This window comes from Mucilaginibacter hurinus (genome assembly GCF_003324525.1).
Lineage (GTDB): Bacteria > Bacteroidota > Bacteroidia > Sphingobacteriales > Sphingobacteriaceae > Mucilaginibacter > Mucilaginibacter hurinus.
This window is the reverse complement of record NZ_QGDC01000002.1, coordinates 17,990-41,492: the sequence shown is the minus strand read 5'-3', so window position 1 is coordinate 41,492 and position 23,503 is coordinate 17,990. Positions and strand designations below refer to the sequence as shown.

Here is a 23,503-nt window from a genome sequence, read left to right as displayed (position 1 = left end):
CACAACTAAATCAGCTTAACCCGAGGATCAAACAGTTATTAACAGGTAGATATTTGGTTATAATTGATTTGATAAATGTATCGGGAACAACAAATATTAACAACAGCTTACCTAAGATTTGCTAAATTGATAAAGTAAAATGCTAAATCGATAAATTACTTTATTAATAATTGAGTAAGGGATGAGAATTTTTGCAATTGAAATCGATTGCAGACTTTCAAATTTAAAATCGATAAATCATTGTTTTTAGACTAATGCAAATATTTAAAAGTATAATTCTGCCCGGAATACCGTAATAATATTAAAACATAATACGGCACTTATGCTGACGACACTAGTATATACGATGGTATATTAAAGCCCTATTAATGAGTAAGGCACCCGGAACGCCTTAGGCCTGTACCCGTCAGGATCCACACCACCCGAATTGCTTGGGCAATTTTCGATGCATCCGCCATAATAGTTTACACAGTAGGTTACAAGCAACTCGTTTTTACCATTATTAAATTGTGGATGAATTACCGGCGTGTAAAAAACAGGTAAAATACCCTGCTTGTAGTCTGTACGTTTAAATATCACCCGCTTATTGGCAAAAGCTGCATTTGGGGCCGCACTTGTCCAGCTGTAAAAATTACGCCCGCCGTTGCAGAAAAAGCCAAAATCGGCGCCTACCACAACGTATTTTCCATTTACTTTACTTACGCTGATAGCGCCGCTAGGTAAATTGTTTAATACCCTGGCCGCACTCGCAGCTGATGGTCGGGCTGCCCACTGCTTGCCATCCCAAAAAGTCCATTTTGTGGGATTATTCAAGGCAAACCTGGCTACATATAAATTAGGCTTGCGATCTTTTCCGTATACATAAGCATAATCGCCATCTTTAAAAAAGCCAACTGAATATTCGATTTCGGTTTGGCCGCTATAGCCGGGCACAGTTATTACTGTAGATGTATTATCATCCTGGTCTATTATGCCAATCTTATTATCAAGTATAGTTAAACCATCTACTTGTACAAGGCTCACTATTATTTTATCATTTAATTCAATTACACCTGTTGGCCAAAGCACCTTACCGAAAAAATCATGAAACACTTCTTCGCCATACTGTTTGCCCTTTGTGGTTACAAATATATTATGTGTTTGAGCCGGGTCCCAGTTTGAAACGGATGGTTGCAGCATAGCCGCGTTATTTTTACTAAAAAACAAATGCGTACCGTAACACCGGAATTTACCGCTAGCGTTCAATTGATTGTAAAACTCATCGTTGGTGATCCACAAAACCTTGCCCTTATTGGCGCCATAGGTCAAATGCACAGAGTGGTTCCCGTCCCAGGCCTGCGTGCCGGTGGTGCGTTGAAAATATCGCGTTACCTCATCGTCGCGGTAGCTGGTAGGCGGCAACTCCGTATAACCCCATTCCTGCGTTTTTTTATCGGCGAAAGCGGTAAGTTTAACCGTACCGACACCTTGGCTGGTTATTGCCAGCCCCGTTGATTTACTGATAACTTTATACCGTTTACCTTCTGTTACTGTTATCTGCCATAATTGCCCGTCAACCTCCCTGCTACTCGCCTGCACCAAGATTGGCACGCCTTTATTAATATACGCCTCCAGATACTTGCCGCTGCCCATATTCATAATCTTATAATAGGCATTGCTTGCCCGGGTGATACGCCATTTTTGATGAGGCTCATCTTTGTAGTCCCCTACGCTGGCCCTGCCACCATTGTCTAGGGAAAAGTCGGCTATCTGCCCTGTTTTTCCGGTTTCATAGCTGGTAAGGTGATAATTTTTATAATCGCCAATGGCATTCAATCGTAAGCCTGAAGAGTTTTCACTAAGATGCCCGTCATCTTTCAGAGGGTTTGACTGCTCTGTTTTAGTACAGCCGGCAACTAAAATACACAAAGAAGCAATAGTTGTAAAAAGGGCATTTCTCATGTGCGTTAAATGATAAAGCCCCCTTTGATAAGGGGGCTATGATTTTTAGTAGATAATTACAGACCGATTAAAGAATACGGCACCCTTACGCCTTTAACCTGGTAATTGGTTGATTCCTGCTCATTGTTTTCGCAGTTATCGTCGCCAACACCCGGACATCCTGAACCGAAATTAAGCGAATAGGTAAGCAACAACTCATTTTTCCCGTTATCATGTTCGGGGTGTATCATTGGCGTGTAATACCGGTTTAAATGGCCGCGATACTTGTCTTCAATGGTAAATACTTGCTTAAACGCTGTAAAAGGTCCTGTCGGACTTGTTGCTGTCGCTAAATAAATGTTATGCTTTTGCGGATCGCAGAAAAATCCTAAATCGAGCTGCATTAAAATGTACTTACCATTCAGATAGCTGATCGTAAGATTTTGCTGACCCTGTCCTATCCTGGCAGCCCTGGCTACGCTACGGGTTTTTGACCATTCGGTACCATTCCAATACGTCCAGTTCATGGGATCGGTCTCAGGGAATCGCGCTACAAAGAGGTCAGAAGCATTAAAAAATGTACCCCGTGTTCCATATGAGTAAACGAAACCGTCGCCTGGTTTAACAAATCCAATAGAAAAGTTAGTTTCTACCTGGCCAGACATACCCTCAGGGGTTAAACGTTTTACAGTCCACTGCGTGCCGGCACTCTGCGTTAATTCTATCAACGATTGGTTGAGCATACCTAAACCTTTACCTTCGCCGTTGTGTAAATAAACTTTGTTGCCAACTTCAAAACCTACCCCCGGCCAACTCCAATCGGTACCTGGTTGATTATCGACTATCTGGCGTGGACGATTATGACGACTGTTGGCGATAGTCATGTTTGGTGTATTATCCGGATTCCAGTCGTTAATAGAAGGTTGAATAAGTATCGAATTGTTATACTGGAAAAAACCACACTTTAAGTTAGCATTTGTTGCGCTTTTAAGCATAATACCATCGTAAGCATCCTGTGTAACCCATAGCACTTTGCCTTTATTAGCACCCCATGTAAGGGGAATACTGCTTCCCTGATCAAATGCAACCGAACCTTGAGAAGGAAGCCTGCGATGAAAGAAGTTGTTGACAATGTCGTCGCGATAAGCTGTTGCCGGCAAATAATTGTATCCCCATAACTGCGAGGGTTTACCGGTATAATCTTCCAGTTTAACTCTGCCTGTGCCATCACTGGTGATAGCCTGGCCGCTGGCTTTGTTTACAGCCTTGTACGATTTTTGACCAACCGGAGTAAGTGCCCATAACTGTGCATCACTTGTAGTAAGGCTGTTTTGTACTAAATAATTGGTGTTGCTTACTTTGTAAGATTCAAGCATCATACCACTCCCCATATTCATGATCCTGAAAAAACCATTACCTACATTAGTAATACGCCACTTATTGTGTGCCATATCTGCATAATCTGCTACCTCGGCATGGCCACCCGCCTTTACATATTTATTTGCAATACGGGCGCTTTTTCCGTTTTCACCGCTGATAACCTGGAAGGTATTGTAATCGCCAACTTTATTAAGACGCAAACCGGATGACGCTTCGATACTGGTTACCGGTCCTCCGGTTGTACGTTGCTGTAATACAGGTTCAGACTTTTTACAGCTTTGAATGATAAGCAAAGTTATCCCTGAAAGCATTAGTAAACTCTTTTTCATTTTTGTTTATTATGGTTTTTTTGATTGTAAGTTACTTTACACATTCCGCAGCGCATCTTATCTGTTCCATGTAACAATTATCACAAAATAGGTTAGGTAAACTACGGGAATTTTAATATGACAGATTTAGGTTTTATATTTTTTTATTCAGTAAACTTATAAAACGTTTTAGTATTATACAATAACAAGATTTACTGTTATGCATTAAAAACAGATTATATAAGCTCAAAATAGAATTGAGTTAGAAATCCCAATCGATTGTGTAGCCGATATGTTACAATTTGTTGGTAATTAATATAATTTAAAAAGCAGGCTGACCGGGCCTGCTTTTTTTGGCAACTTAGCTAACCATTAAAGTTGCGTTTACGGTTATAATCCTATTTTTGAATAGGGTACGCGTATACCCTTTACCCTATAAAAATACGGATCGAGGTAGCTTCCGCTACAGCTGCCTTGCCCGCAAGCGTCGTAATTAAGACAGTAAGTAAGCAGCAGTTCGTTACGACCGTTAGTGTGCTCTGGATGAATAGCCGGTGTATAATAGCGCGCGTAATTACCGTTAAGGTTTTCCTGGATAGTGTAAACTTTTGTACGCGCTGTGAACGGACCGGTAGGATTGCTTGATGTTGATATATAAATACTCCTGTTAGCGTCACAATTAAATCCCTGATCCATTGTCATCAATACATATTTACCGTTTACATACGCTACATAGCTACTGCCTAGCCCGTCTGTAACACGTGCGGTTGTACCGGTAGTTGGCGTACTTGTCCAACTTGATCCATTCCAGAATGTCCATGATTGCGGGTTACTTGTTGGGAACCTTGCTACATGTATATTAGAGGTATAACCGAAACCGGTACCTTGAGTGCCAAAACAATAAACGTAATTATCCGGCCTTTTCACCATTCCTATCGCATAGTTGATATCAGTCTGATTCCACATATTTGCAGGCAGGGTACGTACCCCTGTCCAGGCAGTACTGGTGCTTTGGGTAAGATCCCAAAGCGACTGACGGCTTAGGCTTAGACCGCTACCCTCGCCCACCTGAACCCAAACATGGCTGCCAATCTCAACCGCAGGGCCGGGCCACGCAAATGTATCGCCTGCTTGTATATCAATAATGCGTTTATTGCCGCCACGGGTTATATTAGGCGCACCGCTGGGGCTAAAGTCATAAATGTTGTTTTGCAAAAACATTGAGTTACCGTAATGGAACCATTGACCACAGTTAAACATGCTGTTAGGTTGCAATGCCGAGCCGTCAAAAGCATCCTGGGTTATCCATAACACTTTGCCGTTGTTACTGCTCCAGGTAAGCGGCAAACTTGTACCCTGATCAAAGGCCACTGAACCTTGCGAAGTGCCATTTCGCTCGAAAAATCGGTTAACATTATCTTCACGATATGTGCTGGCCGTGCGCAGGGTAAACACCCATTTTTGCCGGTTGTTACCGTTATTGGTTTCCTGTATTATGGCGGTGCCATTGCTGGTTGAACCGGCAGCGTTGGCAACATACAAGCCATTGCCCTTATTAACAATGTTGTATTGGCCGGTGGTGCCTATCTCGGTTATACGCCACATCTGCCCATCCGGGTAGCCGAGAAAAGGTGTGCGCGCCTGACGTAGTTGGGAACCCGATGAGTTATTAGGTGATTCCATTACTTTACCGCTAAATGAGTTGCGCAGCCAGTAGTATTTAACACCGCTTACCGTTGTGGCGTATACTGTGTACCAGCGCTGCCAGCCATCTTTTTCATCGTCGCCGGTGGCAGCCCATTGTACCAGCGCCCGCTGATCTGTATATTTTTCGTTAGCAGCCGGGTTACCCGTTACCTCAATGAATTTGCCCCCGATTACACACGAAATTTTGTATTCGGCATAATCAGAAACCGGACCATTTACTTTTTTTGAGGAATTGGTTGAACTGTTGTCTGATTTGATTAACGGTTCGTTCTTTTTACAGCCCTGGACTATAAAAAGCGAAACAGCAGTTGCACAAATCACTAATTGTTTTTTCATAATGAATGGTTTTTGTGGTTATATAGATTTGGTTAGTTTAATTTGTTTAGCAAAACAATTTAGCTATAACGCAAGCATACATACAGCGACGAGCTGCCGGACATTCGAAGAAAAAAACGTTTTAGCTACTAAGTAAAATTTAAGACACACCGTGGAGATGTGCCTTAATCAGGTTTATAATTGGTTAATTATAATGTAAATATAATGAAATATTATTTATATATGCAATGGTATAGATAAATAATTTTCAGGCAGCAGGAAACAATAACGCATACAAGGCTGATCATACAAGCCTTATGTACAAGCCTCTTAAAACTTCTCTTCTATGCCTAGCCCAAATAAGGCAAAATCGTATTTGGTAGGATCTATGGGGTCAAACTCGCGCAGGCGTTCAGTTAATTCAACAGCTGTTTCCCAATCCGTTTGCCTTCGGCTAATTAGTTTTAGTTTGCGGGCCACTCGGTCTACATGCAGGTCGCAGGGTATAATAAGGTCGGCAGGACTTATCTTATCCCAGATGCCAAAGTCAACCCCATTATTATCTTTACGTACCATCCATCGTAAAAACATATTCAATCGCTTGCAGGTTGATTTTTGAGACGGAGACGATATGTGCTTCTTTGTGCGGTTCGGGAAATCGGGAAGGGAAATGAAATAGTTCCTAAAGCCCCCTATCCCCCTGAAGGGGGAATAATTTCCATCGGCGGGTACAAACGCATCTTCCAGCGACTCGAAATGTGTATAATGATGCCTGAAAAAATGAATAAAATACAGTGTGTCTATATCGTTAAAGGTACGATGCTTAAAGGCAAGTAATTTTTTCAGGTCAATTTCCTCATGGTTCATAATAAAATCATAAGGCGTACCGTCCATCAGCCTGATTAGTTCCTTACATTTATTGATGATGGTTACCCGCTGTCCCCAGGCCAGTGTAGCCGCCCAGAAACCCATGATCTCGATATCCTGTTTTTTGGTGAACAGGTGCGGTATGCATATCGGATCGTTGATAATGAAGCTCGGTTGATTGTACTGGGCTACTTTAGCGTCAAGAAAGGCTTTGAGGTTCTCTATCATAATACTTTATAAGAGCTTCATTGCGAGCGAAGCGTGGCGACCGCTATTGATATTAAATCTGCTCAACTTAAAGAGATTGCCACGCTTCGCTCGCAATGACGCGCTTTTTAGATTACGCAAGCGCCTGCTCCAAATCCTCCAGCAAATCGTCAATATCCTCCACCCCTACGCTAAGGCGCAGCAGGCTGTCAACAACGCCCACTTTTTCGCGGACTTCTTTGGGTATCGAGCCGTGCGTCATGGTAGCCGGGTGATTGATGAGTGACTCTACCCCGCCCAGCGACTCTGCAAGCGAAAACACTTTAAATGAGCCCGCGATGCGAAAGGTATCTTCTAAAGTAGCATCTTTTAAGGTAATAGATATCATGCCGCCAAAATCGCGCATTTGCTTTTTGGCAACCTCATGGCCGGGCGCATCCTCAAATCCGGGCCAGTATATTTTAGCCACACGCGGATGGCTTTTTAAATATTCAGCTACCTTGCGGCCATTCTCGCAATGCGCTTTCATACGCAGGTGTAGTGTTTTGATACCGCGCAATACTAGAAAAGCATCCTGAGGCCCCGGCGTGGCGCCGCAGGCGTTATAAATAAACCATAATTTTTTGTAAAGCTCCTCGTCATTGAGCATCAAAGCCCCCATTACCACATCGCTGTGGCCGCCAATGTACTTGGTAACCGAATGCATCACAATATCGGCACCAAGGTCTATAGGGTTTTGCAGATAGGGCGAAGCAAAAGTATTATCAACCACAAATAGCGCGTTGGCCGCTTTTGCTATTTTACCAACTGCCTCAATATCTACTATCTGCATGGTAGGATTGGTTGGCGTTTCAACCCATATCAGTTTAGTATTATCATTGATATAGCTGCGTACATTCTCAGGATTGTTAAAGCTCACAAAATGAAACTTGATGCCATAGTTGGCAAATATCTTAGTGAAAATACGGTAAGATCCGCCGTACAGATCGTCGCCTGTAATAACCTCGTCGCCCGGTTTTAACAGTTTCATTACTGCGTCTGTGGCGCCCATGCCGCTAGAGAATGCTAAACCAAATTTGGCATTTTCCAGTGCGGCAAGGCAATCCTCCAACGCCTTACGCGTAGGGTTTGTACCCCTCGAGTACTCATACCCCTTATTATCTCCCGGCGTTTTTTGCCAGTATGTAGAAGTTTGGTAAATAGGCGTCATGATAGCGCCCGTAGTTGGATCGGGCTCCTGCCCGGCGTGTATAGCTTTAGTTGCGAATTTCATAGTTATGCGAAACGCAGTCCATAGTCGATAGTCAATGGACCATAGTGAAAACCTTATCAACCACAGCTATGGACTATCGACCATGAACTATGGGCTCAAACTTAATATGCCCGTGCAAAAAGCACCCGCTGCGTGGACGGTTTGCCCGTCAGCATACAGTGGCCGGCCTCCTGCTGGTTGTTCAAAGGTATGCAACGTATTGTTGCCTTAGTTTCATCTTTTATTTTTTGCTCAGTTTCGGGTGTACCATCCCAATGCGCGGATAAGAAACCGGGTTTTTCGTCAAGCAGGCGTTTAAACTCGTCATAACTGTCTACCTCGGTTATATTTTCAGCCCTGAAGTCGAAGGCCTTTTTATAAATATTAGCTTGTATTTCTTCAAGCAATTGTTCTATACGGTCTGCAAGCCCTTCCTGGCTGGTTGTCTCCTTGGTTTTAGTATCCCGGCGGGCAAGCTCTACCGTTCCGTTTTGCATATCGCGGCTGCCAATGGCAACTCGCAGGGGTACACCTTTTAATTCGTATTCGGCAAACTTTGCGCCCGGGCGGTGAGTATCGCGTTTATCAAATTTTATGGATATGTTCTTTTTCATTAATTCTTCGGTAAGACCATTTACGTAGGCCGTAATGTTTTCCAGCTCTTCGTCATGTTTATAAATAGGCACTACTACCACCTGTATGGGTGCAAGTTTTGGCGGCAGCACCAAACCCGCATCATCAGAATGCGCCATAATAAGTGCACCTATTAAACGTGTTGATACCCCCCATGATGTTGCCCATACGTAATCAAGCTTATTATCTTTTCCTGTAAACTTTACGTCAAAAGCCTTCGCAAAGTTCTGGCCTAAAAAGTGTGAAGTGCCGGCCTGCAGGGCTTTTCCGTCCTGCATCAGGGCCTCTATGCAATAAGTATCCAACGCTCCCGCAAAACGCTCATTTGGGGTTTTGCGGCCTTTTACCACGGGCAGCGCCAGCCAGTTCTCGGCAAAGTCGGCATAAACATCCAGCATCTGTTCAGTTTCGGCAATTGCTTCTTCAGCGGTAGCATGCGCCGTATGCCCCTCTTGCCATAAAAATTCGCTGGTGCGCAAAAACATACGCGTGCGCATTTCCCATCGCATAACATTGGCCCATTGATTTACCAGTATAGGTAGGTCGCGGTATGATTGTATCCAGCCTCGATAGGTGTTCCAGATGATAGTTTCGGAGGTAGGCCGGATAATTAATTCTTCTTCTAATTTTGCGTCTTCGTCCACAACAATTTGCCCCGTCTCATCGTTCTTTAACCTGTAATGAGTAACAACAGCGCATTCCTTAGCAAAGCCTTCCACATGGCTGGCTTCTTTTGAGAAGAACGACTTTGGTATCAATAACGGAAAGTAAGCATTACTGTGACCGGTGTCTTTAAACATTTTATCAAGCACCGCCTGCATCTTTTCCCAAATGGAATATCCGTATGGTTTTATAATCATACAGCCGCGTACGGGAGAATATTCGGCCATGTCAGCTTTTATAACTAACTCGTTAAACCATTGCGAATAATCTTCGTCTTTACTAATAATGCCTTTGCTCATTTTTAATTTGTGGAATAGAATTTGACCGTATAATTATTATATAGTCACGCCAAATTTATAAATTTATAAGTTATTTTGAGGTCCGATCTTTTACTAAACACATAAATGAAACATAATATTACTTTAGGGATCATAACAATCAGTGCTATTGCGCTGAGTTCCTGCTCAACAACTAAACTCGCGTCTACCCAAAACAGCGGCGACGACGTGTATAATAGCCAGGCAACTGCTGTTGAGGCGCCCGTATACGCTCCGCGCCCGGTATACCGCGATGAATACGATAATGAGGAAAGCAGCGACGGATACGAGGATGATTATTACACAAATGATGATGATTACCACTACTACGATGATTATGCATCACGTATAAACCGGTTTAGTTATTACTCGCCATTTGGTTATTACGATGATTTATACTACGGCTACGGACCGGGCTTAGGTATGGGTTTTGGTTATGGCGGCTGGGGCGGCGGCTGGGGTATGAACATTGGCTTTGGCTGGGGCACCGGCTGGGGTGGATGGGGCTTTTCGCCTTACTGGGGATCTCCATGGGGCTACGGCGGCTGGGGAGGCTTAGGCTATTCTTACTGGGGCACCGGCTGGGGAGGTTATCCGTATTGGGGCTTGTATTCTGGCTTTGGTTATGCAGGTACGCCACGGCCTGTGCGCGGTGGTGGCAGCATGCGCAATGCAATGGCATCAGGCCGCAACGCCAGGGGCACCACCAGCTATTTACCGAACAGACCAAACCGTATTAACAGCACAACCCGTTCGGCAACCAGCGGCAGGCCAAGCCGCGTAGACGGAAGAGCATCTGGTAGCGAGCCTCGTATTGGCAGACCTTCGAGAGAGACGTCAAGACCTACTTACCGGCCAAGTGTTGACCGTTCACCATCAACTTTTGGCGGTGGCAGAAGCGGCGGCAGTTTTGGCGGCGGTGGCAGAAGCAGCGGTGGCGGCGGCAGACCGGTAAGACAATAGTTAATACATTATCACAACGAAATTATTTTATGAAAATCAGATATATATTAAGCCTGGTTGCTATAGTAGCGGCCACCACTGATAGCTTTGCCCAATATTCGCAGGACGCTCTGCGATTTTCAACCACACAAACCGGGTCTACCTCGCGTATAAAAGCCATTGGTAATGCTAATGTTGCCATAGGTGGCGACCTTACATCCATAAGCGGTAACCCGGCAGGGCTTGGTTTTTTCACTAAATCAGAATTCAGCATTACGCCTGAGTATGATATGTTTAAATCAAAGGCTACGTACCTGGGCAACACCATGACTGATAAAAAGAATACCGGCAATTTAAGCCATGCCGGGGTTGTATTTTATAACCGCCTGAGCAGGCCAAAGGGTGCTGATTTAACAAAAGGCTGGTTAAGCGTTAACTACGGCTTCAGCTTTAGCCGCACCAATGATTTTTATGAAAATTCGACTTATGGCGGAACCAATCCTAACTCAACAATAACTGATTATTATGCTGATATTGCAAACTTCACTAATCAACTCGGGCTACCTGACTGGGCAATTAGCCAGAAGTTGATTGATGTATATAAAATTGATCCGGACGGTTCAGACACCGACCCTAACAATCTTGAATACCGCAGCAACGTTGACTTCGCCGAACGTGGCGTAGTCCAAACAAATGTTATCACACGTACCGGCGGACAATCAGAATTTAACCTGGCTATCGGCGGGAATTATAGTAACAAGCTATACATAGGCGGTAGTTTAGGGATGACGAGCATACGGTATAATTCTACAATAGCATTTACCGAAGAAGGTGACATATCATTAGCAGATAACGAGCCATCAAGGCAGTTTGCTTCTGTGTTCACACAAAACCAGGTTACACGTGGTACAGGCGTAAACGCTAAACTTGGTATTATATACAAACCTGTTGAAGCAGTAAGGTTGGGTTTTAACTTTACTACGCCTACCTGGTATACGATGGAAGACAGCTACAGCGAGGGCCTTACAACAAACATATCAGGCAGAGGCCAGTCAAGAAACGGAGAGGTGTACCCACTGCAATACAATTTGCGCACCCCGCTTAAGGTAGCCGGCGGATTAGCCGTATTTATCAAACAATTTGGTTTCATCACCGGCGATGTAGAGTATGTTGATTATAGCTCGGCGAACTTATCAAGTAATATTGACTATGATGCGTCTGAAGATAACACCAACATAAAAACTTTGTACAAGGGAGCAGTTAATGCCCGGGTGGGCGCCGAAGCGCGTTTGAGTAGCATAGCTTACCTGCGTGGAGGATACAATATAATGGGCAACCCTATGAAAGAGTTTGGCAGTTCAATAAAAACCGCTTCCGGTGGTGTCGGGTTCCGTACAGGTAACTATTCTATCGATGCTACTTATACTCATTCAACAGGTTCTCGTACCGACTTCGCCTATGACCTTGGTAACATGAGCCCTTCTGCCGTTTTAAAACGTTCAAACGATAATGTTTATTTAACAGTAGCATACCGCTTTTAAATTTGACAGAAAGTCACTTCATTAAACGAGAAGCCCGGTTATTTAATTAGCCGGGCTTTTTGTTTAAATTATTACTCTGGTAACCGGGTATTGCGTTTGAATTAATCTTCATCTACAAATGAACGCAGCATCCATGTGTTTTTTTCTTTAAACTGCATAAACCTGTTTACCATATCGTTACTGCCATCATCCCCAGCGTCTGATGTTACTTCCAATATCTCACGTTCCAGTTCTATCAGTGTAGCCATATCAGCTATCAACGCCTTTACCATATCGGTATCTTTCATGCCTATGGTATTTACCTCTTTAATTTTAGCGGTTTTAATGTAGTCAGCAAATGTGCTGTACGGAGGTTTGCCCAGTGTTAATATTCTTTCGGCCAGTTCGTCAATAAAAACCAAAGCTTCAGTGTATAACTCTTCAAACTTTACATGTAGCGTAAAAAAGCTTTTACCCTTTACATTCCAGTGGCAGCCTCTTAACTTTTGGTAGTGTATATGGTAGTTTGCCAGCAGATCATTTAACAGGTCAACCACGGGTTTAACTTTACGTTCTTCAAGGCTTATTTCTTTAGCGTTCATAGTATCTCAAATTTTAATTGTGAATTGATTAACACCACTGTACATACAATGTTTTCAAGCTAAAAACAGTTTATAATATAATTAGTGATATTTGTCAGCTTTATGTTAATACTTGCACCCCATATAACTCATAAATTTAACGGCGATATCTGGCGGCTGGATATTGATGAAATTACATCAACCCTGGTGCTGGAGATAAGGAACGAAAAGGATAAAATGGTAAGCTTTGCTGCCGTAAGTCTGCCCAACGGTTTGCTGAATTTTGAGGGCTACACCACGCCCGTACGTTGGCTCACCGGCATGGAAACGGCATTTGACGGTGTGCTTTTACTACATCATTATCAGTCGGCAAGCGGACCTGCGCACAAGGGTATCATTGCGCTAAATGTTGCTACTGCCGGTGTATTATGGAGTAATTACAGCCTTGCTTTTGACCATCTTACCATTAACGGCCCCGTAGCATATAATACGCAAATGCTACCAAAGAAGCTTAGCCTTTTAAATATTAAAACCGGCGAGGTTATGCGCCCTTTTAACGCTGCTGATGACGGCGAACTGCTTAAAAATATAAAAGTACCGCGAATGTTATCTCCATCGCAATACCACGGCGAGTTGCCTACCCAACCCTACGGCAGCATGATACATTATTATGAACACAATAATTTCAGAATTGTATCTTTGCACACGCAAGACGCAGGTGTGCTTAATCAACGTCTTTACATCATTAAAGGAGAAGATGTGATTTATGAAGATTTATTGAACGCCGGTATACAAAAATTACAGCCCGAGGCGTTTGTATTACATAAAAATTGGCTTATCTGCCTAAAAAACAAGAACGAACTATTAGTTTTTTCCTTATAGAAGACTGTATATCAACTTATTATGAAATTTAAATCAATTATTTTATTTCTATTATCAGCATTTTTTTGTTTACCTGCCTTAGCTACCCACCTGCCTGACTCTATAGGTGTTGAAAACCAGGGTGGCAAAAAGGTAATAATTCATAAGTTAGATCCTAAGGACAATTACTATTCGGTTGGCAGGCGCTATAACGTTAAGCCGGCGGTAATTATACAATTTAATAACAATGCAGCACTTAAAGTAGGCGGCACTATTAAAGTACCTACTGAAGTACCTTTTGATCAGCAAACTGCTACCGCTGCTCAGTCGCAGGTTACACCACCTGCGCAGCAGCAACAGGCACCGGCTGTTCAGCAACCTCAAGCTAATAAGGTGGCCCCGCCTGCTAGTCAACCTGCGGCAAAAAGTACGCAGCCGACGAATACTGTTCCCGCCGGCCCTATTACGCCAACCAGGGGTACAGTCAATGATCCGGGCACCCAGGAATATAAGGTGGCTGCCGGCGAAACTTTGTATGCTATAGCAAAACGTTTTAACACCACACCCGAAGACATTGTAAAGCTTAACAACCTATCATCAAACTATCTTTCGCCGGGCCAGGTATTAAAGGTGCGTGCCAACACGCCTGCCCCGTCTACGGCAATAGCAGATGACACCAGGATAGTGGCCGTACAGGATTCAACCGCACCTGCAGATAGCGCATCAGTACGGCCTAACCGTTTTGGGTTGTTCGAAAAAAATGAGAAGGGCACGGCTACGTGGATGGAAGAGCAGGGACTTGATCCGAATAAGAAATTTGTATTACACCGCTCGGCACCGATTGGCACAGTAATAAAGATTGTTAACCCCATGACCAGTCGCACTACCTTTGCCAAAGTAGTGGGCCGCTTTACCGAGAACGAAGCGACAAGAGATGTAGTTATTGTGATGACAAAAAATGTTGCCGAATCATTAGGCGCATTGGATAAGCGTTTCCATGTAACCTTAAGCTACGGCACCCCTAATGAATAAACCCTACATCGTAGGTATTGCCGGCGGTAGCGGCTCAGGTAAAACATTTTTTTTACGGCGCTTTTTAAAGCACTTTTCCCCCGACCAGGTTTGCCTGGTATCGCAGGATGACTATTACATACCTGTGGGCTATGCTATGACACCCGAGCAGAATAAGTTTTATAACTTTGATTTGCCAGCCACTATTGACAATGATAGCTTTGAACGGGATATAAATGATTTGCTCAATAAAAAGACTGTTGTAAAGCAGGAATATACGTTTAACAATCCCAACGCTACACCCAAAACGCTTGAGATAAAACCGGCCCCTGTGCTAATAGTAGAAGGTTTATTTATACTCCACTTTAGGAATATTGCCGACCGGCTTGATTTAAAGATATTTATGGATGCAGATAACGATATTGCCTTACAGCGTCGCATGCGTCGAGACCTGCTTGAGCGGGGTTACTCTAACGAGGATGTGTATTATAAATGGGTAAACCATGTAGTACCCTCGTACAATCAATACTTGTTACCTTACAAAAGTGAGTGCCACCATGTTATTAGTAACAATACTGATGTAGCCGCAGATATTGTTAAAATGTCAGAAAAGATTGCAAATAAAATACGCCACAGTGTATTTTAAGCAATACGTGGTTTACAACTCCCCTTATAATTACCTCGTAAACAAAATCAAAACAATTTCCCTTACACAATCATTTTACTATCATACTAAATACAAAAAGTTATGGCAGCTTATAATGATGATGATCATGAGAAACCCAACGCCTACCGTGTTGAAGATGATGATAATTTAACAGAGGAAAACCTTAAAAAGACGTTTTTAGGAGGCGAGATGAAAGATCCTGAGCAACCTGAAGGAAGTGGTTATGGCGGAGATAAATTTGGCGAAGAGAATTTAACAACTTCCGGCGATGATAAAAACAACCCGTCACAGCATGCCGGTTACAGCAACGGTTATTTCGCGCGGACTGAGCCCTCAGAAGAAAACCCGCAAAACAATAATTTTAAGGACGCCAGTCAGGATGGTGAACCGAACTACGAAAGTAATAAAAGTGATGAAGGTGAGGATTAACTCACCGCATTCTTTATAAACTAAACCTTAAGACACCCTTAAGGTTTTTTTATTCATACCCTCCGGATTTACGTTACCACGGGTATAACTACCAAGTCACCTTTTCCTTAATGAACTTTATAAGGTCATCAGCCATAGCCTGCTGCTCGGCAGCGCTTGGGTGACCCGGCGTTTTTTTATAAGGGAATATTAATGAATGTACGCGCGCATCCTTTAACCCTGCGGCAGCTTGCTTCACATATCCACGCCATTCAGAGCCGGTTTGCGAAGCATCCATATTGCCAAGTACACAAATAATATGAGCCTTGGGATGCTTGCTTCGCAATTCCTTTATGAATTTAACGTATGCATTAACAATATACTCCGCCGTAGGTGCCGTATTTCCAAACCTTCGTTTATATTCAGGAATAGTAGTGGCCTTAGTGAGGCCTGCGTCATTTTGAAAAAGATTTATGACTATTACATCCGGTATATATTTAGAAAAGTCCCAATTACTCTTCTCATCAACAGGATCAAGCTTATTATACATTTCGGGCATTATCTGCGGAAACCAGCTTATGGTAAGCCCTATGCCGCTTCGTGAAATGGAATGATAGTCGGCATTGAAATACCTCGCGGTTATTGCCGCATATGTTTTATACGCATTTTCGTAAGGTGATGCCCCCCTATCCTGCCCTGTAGTGTCTTCCACGCCATATCCGCAAGTTATTGAATCGCCGTAAAACTCCATTTTGCGTTTTTTTACAACCGGCGCCGTTAACAAGGTGTTGGCATTTTCAAGTACAAGCCCATATATCCAGGTACGGCCAAAAACCCATTCGGTGCGTTTAAATAATTCAAGCGTGTGTTTACCCGCTTTTAACCCGGCTACAAGCGTATATTCTTTTTTGCCCTTGTCAAGGTCGAGTACGTTTACAACTCTTCCGTCAACAATTACATTATAGTAATTTTCACCATACTCATCCATCAATACAGCTTTCACCTGGCTTCCTTCAAAATTAATTCTCAACGATGTACCACTCCAGGACATCATGATATGCTGGTCTTCAACTGATATCCTGCCGGTATATTGAATACGCGGATCAGCAGGTTTAACCATGTGCTGCGCGGCGGTTGGTGCGGTTAATCCTGCAAATAAAAAGGTTGATATGATAAAGGAAAAAAAGCGCATAGTAAGCTGTTGTTATTTTAAATACACATATGTAATGCCGTCGCCCCCCCTGTCTGCATGTTCGTCTTCCATACGGTCAACCTGATCATATTTCTTAAGATAATCACGTATCATTTTACGTAGAATGCCGTCGCCCTTACCATGTATTACCTTAATGTTATTAAAACTCATCATCAGCGCCCTGTCAAGCACCTTTTCAATGGCGTGCAGCGCTTCATCAGTACGTTTTCCGCGCACATCTATCTCCGGGCTAAAACTTGCATAATCACCGGTATCATTGCGGGTGCTGCGGCGCACGCTCTTGGGTACCGCAGATTTACTCACCTTTTGCACACGCTTACGCTTGGCTACGGTGCGCAGGTCGCCCATGGCAATAACCACATTATCTTTAATAATTTCAATAACCTGCCCCGAAGTATCTGAATCCACAAGCTTTACCCAATCCCCGGGCTTTAATTCCTCTTCGCCAATAGCCACTTTGGTAGTTTCCGGCTTAATACTATTCTTCTTTAGTTCGGTATTAAGGTTGTCGCGCAATGCCCGGGTAACATCCTTATCAGCATTGGTGCTTTTAATTTCGGCAATGGTGTTCTCTACCAGTTTATTGGCGTTTAGTATAATGTTTTGAGCTTCCTGCTTCGCTTCTCGCAACAGGGCCTTTTTGTTTTCGTCCAGGTAATTTTTTAATTTTTCATTCTCGGTTAACAAGCTGTTGAGCCGGCGCTGCTCTTTTTCCTGTTGAACCCTGCTATCATATATTTCTTTTTTTTCGCGCTCCAGGTCAACTAATAAAGTATCAACCTTTTTTTGGCCGGCGCTTATTTTGTTTTTAGCCAGATTGAGCACATGCTGCGGCAAACCGATTTTTTGAGCTATTTCAAACGCGTAAGAGCTACCCGGTTTACCAACCTCAAGAATATACAAAGGCTGCATCGCCACGTTATTAAATAACATGGAAGCATTTTCAATTCCTTCGGTATTACTTGCAAATATTTTAAGGTTTGAATAATGTGTGGTTACCATCCCCCTAACTTTTTTTTGATTAAGTGATTCAAGTACGGCTTCGGCTATAGGTCCGCCAAACTGTGGATCAGTGCCCGTACCAAACTCATCTATTAGCACCAGGGTTTTACCATTAGCCTGCTCAACAAAGTTTTTCATTTTTGAAAGGTGAGCGCTGTACGTACTCAAATCACTTTCAATAGACTGATCATCGCCAATGTCGACAAACAACTGCTTAAATACCCCTACCACACTCGCTTCATTTGCAGGTATAAGCAAACCCGCCTGCACCATTAGTTGCAACAGTCCTACTGTTTTCATACACACCGACTTACCGCCCGCATTAGGACCTGAAACGACTACTATACGTGTACCATCATCGATATTTACGTTAAGCGGAACTACAGTTTTCTGCTCCTTTTTAAAGTTTAAAAAAAGCAATGGATGCCGGGCATCAATCAATTTAATTTTAGCCTCATTTACAACTTCGGGCAGCTCGGCCTCAATATCTACAGCAAATAGTGCCTTAGCCCTCACAAAATCGAGTTTGGTAAGCAGGCCATGATACGACAACAGAAGTGGCACAAATGGCCGTAGCTCGTCAGTTAACGCGGTAAGTATTTTCACTATCTCACGCCGGCGTTCAAACTCGAGGTCGCGTATTTTATTATTCAGGGTAAACACTTCTTCAGGTTCGATGTACACGGTTTGCCCTGAGGCTGACTCATCATGTACAAATCCCTTTAATTTGCGCTTGTTTTCTGCGAGTACAGGGATGCACAGTCGCCCGTCGCGTATGGTCAATGAGCCATCGGCCGTCCAGTTGTTTGATGTGGCAGTTTTAAATACCTGGTCTATTTTACGACGTGCCTCCTGCTCAGCCTTAGCAATGCCTGTTGTAATCTCTAACAATTCGCGCGAAGCGTTGGGGCGTATCTTTCCTTTTTCATCAATCACCATCCCTATTTTCTTAAGAATGGATTTTTCCATGGGAAGATGCTCAAACAGCGCTTCAAGATTGGGATACTGGCCTTCCCGTTCATTAAAGTAAGCTATCACCGCGAATACGGTATTTAGCGACGATTGTACCTGGTAAAACTCCTCTTCGGATAAAAATGCACCCTCAATGCGGGACTTATTAGCAAGCGTTTTGATATCAAAGAAATGCTGTATAGGCAAAGCCGCATCATTTTGCAGGATGTTTTTGAACTCGGCTGCCTGGCTCAAAAACTTGCGTATAAGGTCGTAATTATTCATTACCTGTATCTTATCAACCCTATCGCGGCCCATAATACTCAGGCAATGTCCTTTTATGAGTTCTTTTATTTCAGTAAATCCAAGCTTGTCGGCGCTATTGTTCGGGTAAAGCATTTTAGTGTAATTATTAGGCTACTGAACGCGCTGACCTTTTATCCGTTTCGACTTCTGAGAGTTCAACTTTTGTTTGTTCCTGATCGAATCTGCTTTTTGTTTCATCTTTGCCTTTAATGAATCTAACCTTCTTTTTTTCGTTAAAGAATCAGCTTTGGTATTTTGTATCGCCTTACTCGCACCTTGTTTAGACACGGCAGCGCCGTTGTCCAATGCCCCCATCCCACGTATCATTTTTTTTGACCCCTGATTCATTTTTTTTGTCTGCTCCTTTACCATTATCTTATTGAGCGAATCAGTTTTACGCTGCAGTATTTTGCCAATACTGTCATACATAATTATAAGGTCATCAGGGTTAGCGCTATAATATTTCAGGCTATGGTTAAACTGCGCCGAATCTGTATGATGTTTTTTAAATACAGCCAGGTATCTGCCTGTGCCATACTTGTAAGCACTATCGGGCAAACTGGAAACATTGAACATACTGCCATCCGCTATGTGTACATCCAGCAACAGGTTTACCATTTTGTCCTTTTCAATTACCCCGTCGGGCGTATTATCATTGCAGGAACATAAAACTATTATTGCTGAAAAAAACCAGCTTATATATTTGCGCATTATTTAATTTAGCGGTTTAATGAGCAAAATTACGTATAAATGAGCATTGCAGATAACATCAAAATGTTAAAAAGCGAAACCGACAGCATAAAAGTTTCGTTACTGGCTGTATCAAAAACAAAGCCTGTTGAAGATATCATGGAGGCATACAATGCCGGGCAACGCTTGTTTGGCGAAAACAACGTGCAGGACCTGGTAGAGAAGCAAGAGCAATTACCCAAAGATATTGAATGGCATGTTATAGGCCATCTGCAAACCAATAAGGTTAAGTACATAGCGCCGTTTGTTGCCATGATAGAGTCTGTTGACAGTATAAAGCTGCTGCAAGAGATTAATAAACACGCGTTAAAGCATAATCGTGTTATAGATTGCTTGCTGCAAATATATATAGCCGATGAAGATACAAAATACGGGCTTGGGTTTGACGAGGCTATAGAACTACTGCGTTCTGATGAATTTAATGCGTTAAAGAACGTACGTATACGTGGCCTGATGGGCATTGCCACCAATACCGAAAACGTTAAACAGATTAAAGATGAATTTAATGAACTGCATGTTTTCTTCGGTGGCATAAAACAAAGCTTTTTCCGCAAGGAAGATAGCTTTGACGTATTATCCATGGGTATGTCGGCCGATTATAAGATAGCTATTGAGCAGGGCAGCAACCTGGTACGATTAGGCAGCACTATATTTGGCAGCCGTGTAACCAAACACTGGAAGAATAACTAATATGCATGTACACTTAAGAGTTGCCGTTAAAGCTGATTGCAGCCGTATACTTGAGCTGGTAAAAGAACTTGCCTTGTATGAACGAGCACCTGAAGAAGTTACTGTAACACTGGAGGAATTTACAGAGGCAGGTTTTGGGCTGAAACCCGTTTGGAAGGCTTTTGTTGCAGAAGTTGACGGGCTGATTGTAGGTTTCGCCTTGTATTATATCCGCTTCTCTACATGGAAAGGCCCGCGCTTGTATCTTGAAGACTTTTTAGTTACCGAAAGCATGCGCGGGCGCGATATTGGTAAACTGCTGTTTGAGCGCGTTATACAAGAGGCAAGCGAACTGGGCTTTAACGGCATGAGCTGGCAGGTGCTTGACTGGAATGATCCCGCCATTAACTTTTATAAAAAATACAATGCGGCTATTGAGGCCGGCTGGCTTAACGGATCGTTGAGCAAAGAACAATTACTAAACTATTAAGTTAATTGAACTATGAAAACAGCTTTCATCACTTTGTTTACAGCGCTATTTATTTTTTCGTCATGCCAGTGGGGCCGGCCACCTGCTACGGAAAATGGAATATTTACAGACACACTTGTTTATGAGTATAAAACCTTTAGCAAACGCGCCGCCGATTGCGGCGAAAAGGCTGATAGCAATTGTACGCATGTGATGGTTAAGTACGCACAATTTAACGGGCAGAAAAAGCTTAATGACAGTATTGTTGCTAAATTACTAGTGATGTTTGCGGGCGAAAAGGCAGATACCAGCCTTGACGCTATGGCAACACGATTTATAAAGATGTATGACGATGACAGTAAGGATTTTCCGTCACGCGATATGTTTTATACCATAGAGAGCCAGGCAAAAGTTATCATGCAGGATTCGTCATTAGTTACGCTTGAAACCAGCGGTTATACCTTTTCGGGCGGGGCGCACGGGGCTGCTTATACCGGTTACATAAACTGGGACGTAAGAGCCGATAAGCAATTAAAGCTGGGCGACATACTGGTTGATAATTATGAAGCACCGCTTACTAAAGCAGGTGAAACCATATTCCGATCGAACGAAAAACTTACTCAGGATGCATCGCTGGCTACCAATTATTTTTTTAAAGATGATAAATTCGCGCTAAATGATAACTTTTTGATTACGCCACTCGGATTGAAGTTTTTGTACAATCAATATGAGATTAAACCTTATGCTGCAGGTCAAACCAGTTTAGTTATTCCCTACCAACAAATTAAAAATTTGATACGTCCCAATGCGGTGGTATCTAAATACGTTAAGTAAAACTCATGCTTGTTTTTAAATTCGGCGGCGCATCTGTAAAAGATGCAGAAGGAGTACGAAACCTTGCCCATATAATACAGGGATATCAAAATAATCAGCTGCTTGTTGTTATATCAGCAATGGGTAAAACTACCAACTCACTTGAAAAACTAACTAAAGCATATATAAACGGCAGCGAGGATATATATGCTATTTATGAAGAAGTTAAAGCCTATCACTTTAATATAATTACCCAGTTATTTGACAAAAATCACCCGGTATTTGATGATATACAAAACACGTTTGTTGAAATAGACTGGATATTAGAAGACGAGCCGCAGGACAGTTATGATTTTATTTATGACCAGATTGTATCTGTTGGCGAATTGGTATCAACACGCATTGTAAATGCCTATTTAAATTATAGCGGTATTACAAGCCAATGGGTTGATGTGCGGGGATACATCCACACCGATAATACTTACCGCGAAGGCGCAGTTCAATGGGACAAAACCTGTACAGCTATTAGGCGAGATATTCCCCCATTACTGCAAAAAAGCATCATAATAACACAAGGCTTTTTAGGCGGAACATCTGAAAACTTCACTACCACGCTTGGTCGCGAAGGCTCAGACTATACGGCATCGATATTTGCATCATGCCTGCAGGCAGAGTCCGTTACGACATGGAAAGATGTGCCGGGCATACTGAATGCAGACCCAAAATTATTTAGCGATACCAAAAAATTTGATGAGCTGAGCTATTCTGAAGCTATTGAAATGACATATTATGGGGCTACGGTTATTCACCCTAAAACTATAAAGCCCTTGCAAAATGCTAAAATACCGTTGTTGGTTAAGCCATTTACAGACCCATCCGCAAGCGGTACCGTTATTAAGGAGGACGGAGTAAATAATTTTGAAAAACCGGTTATTATCGTGAAACAGAACCAGGTACTGCTATCGGTTTCTGCCAAAGACTATTCGTTTATCACAGAAGATCACTTAAGTGATATATTCCGCATCTTTGCTAAAAGCCATACCAAAATAAATATGATGCAGACTTCGGCACTCAGCTTCACCGTGTGTATTGACGACCAGGCCGAACGCTTTGAGCCGTTGCTGACCGTTTTAAATGAGTATTTCAGGGTTAGGTATAACAGCAACCTTAAACTGCTAACCGTAAGGCATCACAAAAACAATTCGCTGCAAGAACTAACTAACGGTAAAGAGGTTTTGCTTGAACAATTAAGCCGGAATACGGCCCAGATGGTTGTAAGGTAAATACCGGTTAGTTAACCACCAAAACCCCGTCGGCCACTATCTGTACTTCCTTCTTTGGCTCTGTTATTTTGGCAATTTCCTCCTGACTTTTGCCGAGGTCTTTGGCAACATGCTGCAAGCGCTCAACAGGTGTAGTTTTAATTTTGGCCGTACCGCTTACTACCACACTCTTCCCAACCAAACTTTGCGGAACAAAAAAGCTGTAGTTAGCGAATTTGACAGTTACAGGTTCGCCATTTTGCTGGGCAATAGTTAAAAAACAGCCTTTCTCCTTACAAACCTCCATTACCCTGCCCGTTAACTTGCCTTTATATATTGAATCTGTTGCCAGCTTACCTTTTAGCTGATTAATGGTAATAGATTTTTCGGCACTGATTTTATTTCCATACGTAACACCCGGCGCGGCCGGTGTTATAACGTTTTGAGCAAAGGCCGAAGCGGTTATACACAGGTTCAGTAACAGTACTAAAGTTTTCATTTTAATAGGG

21 protein-coding genes are annotated in these 23,503 nt (G+C 42.8%); 10 read left to right on the top strand and 11 right to left on the bottom strand.

What is annotated here, in order from left to right:
* Nucleotides 1–354: 354 nt before the first annotated feature.
* The 6 genes from DJ568_RS03405 to proS all read right to left on the bottom strand — a co-directional run bounded on the left by DJ568_RS03405 (nt 355) and on the right by proS (nt 9,551).
* Nucleotides 355–1,941 (bottom strand): RICIN domain-containing protein, encoded by a 1,587-nt coding sequence (locus tag DJ568_RS03405; protein ID WP_114003851.1) that lies wholly within the window; start codon nt 1,939–1,941, stop codon nt 355–357.
* A 56-nt stretch (nt 1,942–1,997) separates the two neighbouring features.
* Nucleotides 1,998–3,629, bottom strand: a complete 1,632-nt coding sequence (locus tag DJ568_RS03400; RefSeq protein WP_114003850.1) for a DUF4185 domain-containing protein — start codon at nt 3,627–3,629, stop codon at nt 1,998–2,000.
* Nucleotides 3,630–3,998: 369 nt separating this feature from the next.
* On the bottom strand, nt 3,999–5,651 hold the full coding sequence (locus tag DJ568_RS03395) for an RICIN domain-containing protein (protein ID WP_114003849.1): 1,653 nt from the start codon (nt 5,649–5,651) through the stop codon (nt 3,999–4,001).
* Nucleotides 5,652–5,960: 309 nt separating this feature from the next.
* A complete protein-coding gene (locus tag DJ568_RS03390) occupies nt 5,961–6,725 on the bottom strand; it encodes a TIGR02757 family protein (RefSeq protein ID WP_114003848.1) in 765 nt (254 codons plus the stop codon).
* Nucleotides 6,726–6,837: 112 nt separating this feature from the next.
* Nucleotides 6,838–7,977, bottom strand: a complete 1,140-nt coding sequence (locus DJ568_RS03385; protein WP_114003847.1) for a cystathionine gamma-synthase — start codon at nt 7,975–7,977, stop codon at nt 6,838–6,840.
* A 101-nt stretch (nt 7,978–8,078) separates the two neighbouring features.
* Nucleotides 8,079–9,551: a proline--tRNA ligase gene (gene proS, locus DJ568_RS03380; RefSeq protein ID WP_114003846.1), complete on the bottom strand. Its 1,473-nt coding sequence runs from the start codon at nt 9,549–9,551 to the stop codon at nt 8,079–8,081.
* 105 nt (nt 9,552–9,656) lie between these two features.
* On the opposite strand from proS, the gene DJ568_RS03375 reads away from it, so the two are divergent.
* Both DJ568_RS03375 and DJ568_RS03370 read left to right on the top strand, forming a co-directional pair.
* Complete coding sequence (locus tag DJ568_RS03375) at nt 9,657–10,532, top strand: hypothetical protein (protein WP_114003845.1); 876 nt, start codon at nt 9,657–9,659, stop codon at nt 10,530–10,532.
* Nucleotides 10,533–10,561: 29 nt separating this feature from the next.
* A complete protein-coding gene (locus DJ568_RS03370; protein WP_114003844.1) occupies nt 10,562–12,052 on the top strand; it encodes an OmpP1/FadL family transporter in 1,491 nt (496 codons plus the stop codon).
* A 101-nt stretch (nt 12,053–12,153) separates the two neighbouring features.
* On the opposite strand, the gene DJ568_RS03365 is transcribed toward DJ568_RS03370, so the two are convergent.
* Nucleotides 12,154–12,633 carry a Dps family protein gene (locus DJ568_RS03365; protein WP_114003843.1) on the bottom strand — a complete coding sequence of 160 codons (480 nt, stop codon included), beginning with the start codon at nt 12,631–12,633 and terminating at the stop codon, nt 12,154–12,156.
* 102 nt (nt 12,634–12,735) lie between these two features.
* On the opposite strand from DJ568_RS03365, the gene DJ568_RS03360 reads away from it, so the two are divergent.
* From DJ568_RS03360 to DJ568_RS03345, 4 genes are all read left to right on the top strand, one after another.
* Nucleotides 12,736–13,494, top strand: coding sequence for a DUF4905 domain-containing protein (locus DJ568_RS03360; RefSeq protein WP_114003842.1), 759 nt, complete (start codon nt 12,736–12,738; stop codon nt 13,492–13,494).
* Between the two features lie 21 nt (nt 13,495–13,515).
* Nucleotides 13,516–14,505 carry a LysM peptidoglycan-binding domain-containing protein gene (locus tag DJ568_RS03355; protein ID WP_114003841.1) on the top strand — a complete coding sequence of 330 codons (990 nt, stop codon included), beginning with the start codon at nt 13,516–13,518 and terminating at the stop codon, nt 14,503–14,505.
* Nucleotides 14,498–15,130 (top strand): uridine kinase family protein, encoded by a 633-nt coding sequence (locus DJ568_RS03350; RefSeq protein WP_114003840.1) that lies wholly within the window; start codon nt 14,498–14,500, stop codon nt 15,128–15,130. The genes DJ568_RS03355 and DJ568_RS03350 overlap by 8 nt, the downstream gene beginning before the upstream one ends.
* 102 nt (nt 15,131–15,232) lie before the next feature.
* Complete coding sequence (locus DJ568_RS03345) at nt 15,233–15,580, top strand: hypothetical protein (protein WP_114003839.1); 348 nt, start codon at nt 15,233–15,235, stop codon at nt 15,578–15,580.
* Between the two features lie 88 nt (nt 15,581–15,668).
* Here the strand turns inward: DJ568_RS03345 and DJ568_RS03340 are convergent, their stop codons facing one another.
* From DJ568_RS03340 to DJ568_RS03330, 3 genes are read right to left on the bottom strand one after another with little or no spacing between them, the layout of a single operon-like run.
* Nucleotides 15,669–16,751 carry an SGNH/GDSL hydrolase family protein gene (locus DJ568_RS03340; protein WP_114003838.1) on the bottom strand — a complete coding sequence of 361 codons (1,083 nt, stop codon included), beginning with the start codon at nt 16,749–16,751 and terminating at the stop codon, nt 15,669–15,671.
* Nucleotides 16,752–16,763: 12 nt separating this feature from the next.
* Nucleotides 16,764–19,124 carry an endonuclease MutS2 gene (locus DJ568_RS03335; protein ID WP_114003837.1) on the bottom strand — a complete coding sequence of 787 codons (2,361 nt, stop codon included), beginning with the start codon at nt 19,122–19,124 and terminating at the stop codon, nt 16,764–16,766.
* Nucleotides 19,125–19,142: 18 nt separating this feature from the next.
* A complete protein-coding gene (locus DJ568_RS03330; RefSeq protein WP_114003836.1) occupies nt 19,143–19,742 on the bottom strand; it encodes a DUF4296 domain-containing protein in 600 nt (199 codons plus the stop codon).
* Between the two features lie 39 nt (nt 19,743–19,781).
* On the opposite strand from DJ568_RS03330, the gene DJ568_RS03325 reads away from it, so the two are divergent.
* From DJ568_RS03325 to DJ568_RS03310, 4 genes are read left to right on the top strand one after another with little or no spacing between them, the layout of a single operon-like run.
* Nucleotides 19,782–20,471, top strand: a complete 690-nt coding sequence (locus DJ568_RS03325) for a YggS family pyridoxal phosphate-dependent enzyme (protein WP_114003835.1) — start codon at nt 19,782–19,784, stop codon at nt 20,469–20,471.
* 1 nt (nt 20,472) lies between these two features.
* A complete protein-coding gene (locus DJ568_RS03320; protein WP_114003834.1) occupies nt 20,473–20,940 on the top strand; it encodes a GNAT family N-acetyltransferase in 468 nt (155 codons plus the stop codon).
* Between the two features lie 12 nt (nt 20,941–20,952).
* Nucleotides 20,953–21,753 carry a DUF3298 and DUF4163 domain-containing protein gene (locus DJ568_RS03315; protein ID WP_114003833.1) on the top strand — a complete coding sequence of 267 codons (801 nt, stop codon included), beginning with the start codon at nt 20,953–20,955 and terminating at the stop codon, nt 21,751–21,753.
* Nucleotides 21,754–21,758: 5 nt separating this feature from the next.
* Nucleotides 21,759–23,015, top strand: a complete 1,257-nt coding sequence (locus tag DJ568_RS03310; RefSeq protein WP_114003832.1) for an aspartate kinase — start codon at nt 21,759–21,761, stop codon at nt 23,013–23,015.
* 7 nt (nt 23,016–23,022) lie between these two features.
* Here DJ568_RS03310 and DJ568_RS03305 read toward each other — a convergent pair whose 3' ends face one another.
* On the bottom strand, nt 23,023–23,493 hold the full coding sequence (locus DJ568_RS03305; protein ID WP_114003831.1) for a DUF4920 domain-containing protein: 471 nt from the start codon (nt 23,491–23,493) through the stop codon (nt 23,023–23,025).
* Nucleotides 23,494–23,503: the final 10 nt, after the last annotated feature.